The sequence below is a fragment of the Flavihumibacter cheonanensis genome (genome assembly GCF_022352215.1).
GTDB classification, from domain to species: domain Bacteria; phylum Bacteroidota; class Bacteroidia; order Chitinophagales; family Chitinophagaceae; genus Flavihumibacter; species Flavihumibacter cheonanensis.
In genome coordinates this window covers 1-291 of record NZ_JAKRWF010000052.1, presented here as the reverse complement: position 1 = coordinate 291, position 291 = coordinate 1, and the positions used below count along the sequence as shown (strand labels likewise).

Annotated in this window: 1 protein-coding gene; it reads right to left on the bottom strand. The window is 45.7% G+C overall.

Going from position 1 to position 291, the window contains the following annotated elements; genetic code table 11:
• Nucleotides 1-291 (bottom strand): ParB/RepB/Spo0J family partition protein (locus MD536_RS21090; protein ID WP_239603769.1); only part of this gene is annotated, 291 nt, incomplete at both ends.

The following is a 291-nucleotide window of genomic DNA, read 5'->3' as shown; positions in this document are numbered from 1 at the left end:
AAGATCTTCCCGTTGTATATTTTCAATCAGGGAGAGCTCCAGCATTTCCTCGTCGCTATCAACCTGCAGAACATACGCTGGAACGTGGCTGATATTGAGCGCCAGGACCGAACGGAGCCGTCGCTCTCCTGCAATCAACTCAAATCCATCTTCAACCCGGCGGACCGTAATCGGCTGAATAATACCCTTTTCAGCAATGGAGTTTTTTAAATCCTCCAGGTTGCTCTCATCAAAAGTTTCCCGCGGTTGAAATGGATTGGGTTTTATTTTATAGACATCGATATGTTGAAT